Raw genomic sequence first — 4,425 nt, 5'->3', positions numbered from 1 at the left:
GGATACGGCAGGAAGGCGCGCGGCGGGATGAACGAGGTGCCGACCGAGCGGCAGGTGCAGATCCTGCGCGCGATCCGGAGCTGGATCGCAGAGCACGGCGAGGGGCCCTCGTTGCGGCAGATCGGGGACCTGGTCGGCTTGTCCAGCACCGCCTCGGTCGCGTACCAGCTCGCCCGTATGGAGGAACTGGGGATGATCAGCCGCAGCGCCCGGCGCTGGCATTCCGTCCGGCTCGGAGGCTGATCAACGCCAGCGGGGCCGGCCTCATGTCCAGCGCATGCCGATGGTGGAGAGCTGCTCTACCCGCTCCGGGGACAGCGCCGCCGCCCGGCTGCGTTGGTTGCTGACCCATGCCCCGAGGCGGATCTCCCGCTCCTCTTGGTCCTCGCCGACGACCCGTTCGACCCTTTCGACATGCTTCCTCGGCACCCGAAGGTGTCCCTCGCGTTCGAAGAACTGCTTGGCGGCCTGGTAGTTCATTGCCCATTTGTCGGCCTGCGTGGGGCGTGGCTTCGGCTTCTCGTCCTCGGTGGCGGGCTCGATCCCGAGGACCTGCTCGCACATCCACTGCTGCACGGTGGTGAGTTTGTCCCAGCCGAGCCGTACGGACCGCACCCACCGTCCGAGGTCTTCGCCCTGGCGCACGACCGCCCCCGGCGCGGTGGGCAGCGTCCCGCCCTCCTCCAGGTGGAGCCGGACCAGGTGAAAGGCGCGCTGCCATTCCACCGGCCAGGGCGGGCACCACGACGGGTCGATCTCTTCCAGCTGCTCGCGCCGCCATTCCGGCATGGCCCACACCGTGGACTCCACAGGCAGGCCCTCGGCGCGCCGCTTCTCGTTCTCGATGGCATTCCGGGCGGCGGCCCGCGCGTTCTTCAGCCAGATGCCCACCTTCGCGCCCTGGAAGGTGGCGTCCAGCGGCGCCAGGAGGTGCCCGTGTTCGGCCGCCCACCCCCGGGCGACGTCCAGGCCCTCCTCCCACGCGACATCGAGATGGCTCCAGACCATCCCGAGCTTCTCCAACTGCTCGACGCGGCCCTCGTCCATGTCACCGCGGGCGTAGAGGCGCCGGGCATCGGCGATCCACTGCCCCAGCGGAAAGTCAGCCAGCGAGGCCGGCCACCCCCCAGCATCCGCCTCCTGGTCGTCGACGGCGGGCACGCGAAAGGTGAACGGGACGCGGAGATCACCGTGTTCGCGGGCGTAGAGGACGGCGGCCTCGATCCCGCGCCGCCAGTGCTCGTGCTCCGGGTCGACAACCCGCAGGCTGATGAACGCCGCCAGATGCGCGGGGTCGCGCGGCGTGCTGAACTTCAGCAACTGCCGAGCGGGCTTCGACGGCCCCTCGCCTCCTCTGCCCTCACCCCGGCTCTCCTGCCCCTGTGCACCCTTCTGAACGGGCGTGTAGGCGCTCGGAGCCTGCTGCTCCGCCAACTGCTCCACGACCCTGGCGTCGTGCGCCCTGAGGGCTCCCAGCAGCTTCGCCAGTCCGCCGTACGCGCGGGAGGTGAGCATGTTGTCGGCCGTCTCACCGGGGCCGAGCAGGACCGGCACGAGGAGGGACGCGACCTTGCCCTCACCGGGCCGCATCCGCAACGCCCGGCCGACCGCCTGGACGAGGTCGGGCATGGAGCCGCGCACGTCAGCCCAGTAGACGGAGTCGCACTCTTTGGTGTCGACGCCCTCGCCCAGGACCTTGACCGAGCTCAGGTAACCCTTCTCCACGACCGTGCCGTCCGTCGCGATCCCCGTCGCGAACTCGCCCAGCACACGCCGCCGGTGGTTGGGCTTGTGCTCACCGCACAGCCAGTTGGCCCAAATCCTCTCGGGGTACAGCTCCGGGTCACTGGCATGCAGCTGCCCGGCGACGCTGGGAAGGCCGGCCGCGAACGCTTCGGCTTCCCGGATCTGGTGGTGGAAGACCAGCGTTCGCTGGAAGTTCTCCTCCGAGGACGCCTTGAGCAGCGCGGTCTGGAGCGCGGCGAGCCGCGCCCCGCGTACCTGGTCCGAACGCCCCTCGGCCCCCAGGAGCTGCGCGGCCTGGAGCTGAGTATCGGTGATGTCCACACACACCACCTGGTACGGCGCACAGATTCCCCGGTCGATCGCCTCCGACAACGTCAGTGTGAACGCCCGGCTGCCGAAGGGGGAGCCCGGGTCGTCATCCATGGACGCGACCAGCTCGCCGGGCGCGCCCTGCTCCTGGTCCTCGTCCACCTGCCACAGCCGGGGCGTGGCCGTCATGTACAGCCGCCGCAGCGACGGGATCTTCTGGTTGTCGTGGACCACCGCCCACGGCTTCCCGATCCGCCCCGATGTCCGGTGCGCCTCGTCCACGACGATGAGATCCCAGGCGGTGAGGCCGGCGGTGTGCGCGCGCTCCAGCGTTCCGAGCCCGAGCGAGGCGTACGTGGCGTAGACGGTGACTTTCTCCAGTCCCCTGGTCCACTCCACCAGCTCGTCCACGTCCGTGGTGTTGGGGAAGGACACCTCATCCCCCCTCAGTGAGGACACCCCGATCATCGGCCCCCGGCGGCCCGCCTCGCGCCACGCGGCCTCGGTCTGCGCCAAGAGGTCCAAGCTGGGCACGAGGACCAGCACACGGCCCGCGCGCAGCTCTTCCGCGCTGCGGGCCGCGACCCTGGTCTTCCCGGACCCGGTCGCCATGACGACCTGCGTACGCAGACCCTTCTTCGGGAGCAGCGTTCCGGGCGGCGCCTCAAGGACGCGCCGGATTGCATCGACGGCTTCGCGCTGGTGGGCCCACATCTTCAGGGACATCGGCCTACTCCTTCGTTTGGTCGCCGTCGCGGGTGAGGCCTCGGTGCTCTGGTTCGGGCGTTGCGTGCAGGCTCTGCCTCGCGGCGGCCTTGCGGCGGCGGTGTTGGCGTTGTGCTTGGGCGCGGGCGCATTCGCGGGTGCAGTACTTGGTGCCGCTGGTGCGGTTTTGCCCGTACTCGGCGCGGCCGCGTTGGCGGACGTAGACGCGGCGGCAGGTCTCGTTGGCGCACTCTCGGATCGTGGCGTCCTCGGCGAGGTGGTTGTACAGCTGGAGGAAGGCGGCGGCGTAGATGGTTGGCTGGCGGTCGCTGAGCGTGCCGATGCCGACGCTGAAGACGTGCAGCGCGGCGTTCAGGGTTCGCTCCAGGTGCTGGAGCCTGAGGGAGATCAGGACGTCGCTGAGCTCCTTGAGGTCGCGGGGCCACGCGCCGCCCAGGTGTGGGTTCTCCGCGCGGAGGGCGGCGAGGTGGTCCGCGGTCACTCCGTCGGCGACAAGCTGCTCAAGGCCGCCTTCTTGACGGCAGGCGAGCCAGGTACTGATCGCCTTCTGGGCCTGACGGGCGTGGAGGCGGACCACGTCATGGTGCATCTCGCCGCCGACGCGGTCGGGGTGCTCGATGGCGAGGACGTCCTGAAGCAGCCTCATGTCCTCCTCGTCCCACGTGGCCGCCTCGAAAAAGCTGTCACCGAAGTGACCCCACCTGCTCATCCAGTCGGCAACGCTGGCCATGTCATCCAGGTCGAGGTCCATCAGCTCACGGAGGTAGAAGTCCTCGGGCAGTGGACCGGAAGGCTTCCTGGCAGGGAACTGCACGTCCCAGACGATCCAATCGCCCTCGACCCGAGCTCCGGCCAGCGGCGTCAACTCCGGTGACGGCACAGGAGTTCCAGGCCAGAGCGTAGGACGAAACCGTGAGTCTACGTATGACGCCATGGAGGGCATCATAGTCATGAAGGAGTGGCACGAAAAGCACGACCATTCGTATCACTCAGGGTGAACCGCGGAGAGGGACACACGTGGTGACGCAGTGGCAGGAACGGAAGCTCGTAGGCGACGCACACGAAGAACGCGTTGCCGCAGCCCTCCAAGCCCAGGGATGGACCGTGCAGCGCTGCGGACAAGGCACCTACGCACTTCCGATCCGCCACGCCCTGGCACGCACGGACTCCGCCCTGCGCCACTTCCCCGATCTGATCGCCGCCCGCGACGGGGAACTCGTCACCATCGACGCCAAGGACCGCATGCCCAGCACCCACACCGACCGCTACGCCATCAACAGCGCCACACTCACCGCCGGCCTGCTCTTCACCGCCGCGCACGCACCCACACCGCTGTACTACGTCTTCGGCGACCTGAAGGTGCTCACCCCAGCAGAAGTCCAGCACTACAGAACGCATGCCCGCCGGCATGCAAGCGGCGCCTGGGTCATGGTCGCCACAGACCAGGCCCACCGTTTCGAGGAGGTCTTCGGCATGCTCGCGAACCGCGCAGCCTGACCACTCCGACCAGTTGCGCTCCCGAGGGAGGACACAGTGCCGTCTGGGGTTGTGGCCGGCCGGGAGGAGCCGACCGTCGTGGTCGGCGGGTGGCTGGCCCTGTTCGGGGGTGGGTGGCCGGCAAGGCGAAATCGCTGCGGTGGGGCG

Annotated in this window: 4 protein-coding genes; 2 read left to right on the top strand and 2 right to left on the bottom strand. The window is 69.2% G+C overall.

Annotated elements, in window-relative coordinates; all coding sequences use genetic code 11:
• A partial coding sequence (locus BHU15_RS37045) for a LexA family protein (RefSeq protein WP_255293308.1) occupies positions 1-243 on the top strand: 243 nt, incomplete at its 5' end.
• Between the two features lie 21 nt (positions 244-264).
• Here the strand turns inward: BHU15_RS37045 and BHU15_RS37040 are convergent.
• Together BHU15_RS37040 and BHU15_RS37035 are read right to left on the bottom strand one after the other, a co-directional pair.
• On the bottom strand, positions 265-2,781 hold the full coding sequence (locus BHU15_RS37040; protein WP_079128639.1) for a DEAD/DEAH box helicase: 2,517 nt from the start codon (positions 2,779-2,781) through the stop codon (positions 265-267).
• 4 nt (positions 2,782-2,785) lie between these two features.
• Positions 2,786-3,661: a hypothetical protein gene (locus BHU15_RS37035; RefSeq protein ID WP_069631086.1), complete on the bottom strand. Its 876-nt coding sequence runs from the start codon at positions 3,659-3,661 to the stop codon at positions 2,786-2,788.
• Positions 3,662-3,885: 224 nt separating this feature from the next.
• Between BHU15_RS37035 and BHU15_RS37030 the strand changes: the two genes are divergently transcribed.
• A complete protein-coding gene (locus tag BHU15_RS37030) occupies positions 3,886-4,278 on the top strand; it encodes a hypothetical protein (RefSeq protein WP_247748481.1) in 393 nt (130 codons plus the stop codon).
• Positions 4,279-4,425 lie beyond the last annotated feature (147 nt).

It is taken from the genome of Streptomyces niveus (assembly GCF_001723055.1).
Taxonomy (GTDB): Bacteria; Actinomycetota; Actinomycetes; order Streptomycetales; family Streptomycetaceae; genus Streptomyces; species Streptomyces niveus.
Note: the sequence above shows the minus strand (reverse complement) of the source record. Positions and strands in the feature narration are given on the sequence as shown.

Bases quoted from the DNA above. Each gene is read 5' to 3' on its own strand.
- BHU15_RS37040 (WP_079128639.1), bottom strand. From the start codon at position 2,781: ATGTCCCTGAAGATGTGGGCCCACCAGCGCGAAGCCGTCGATGCAATC.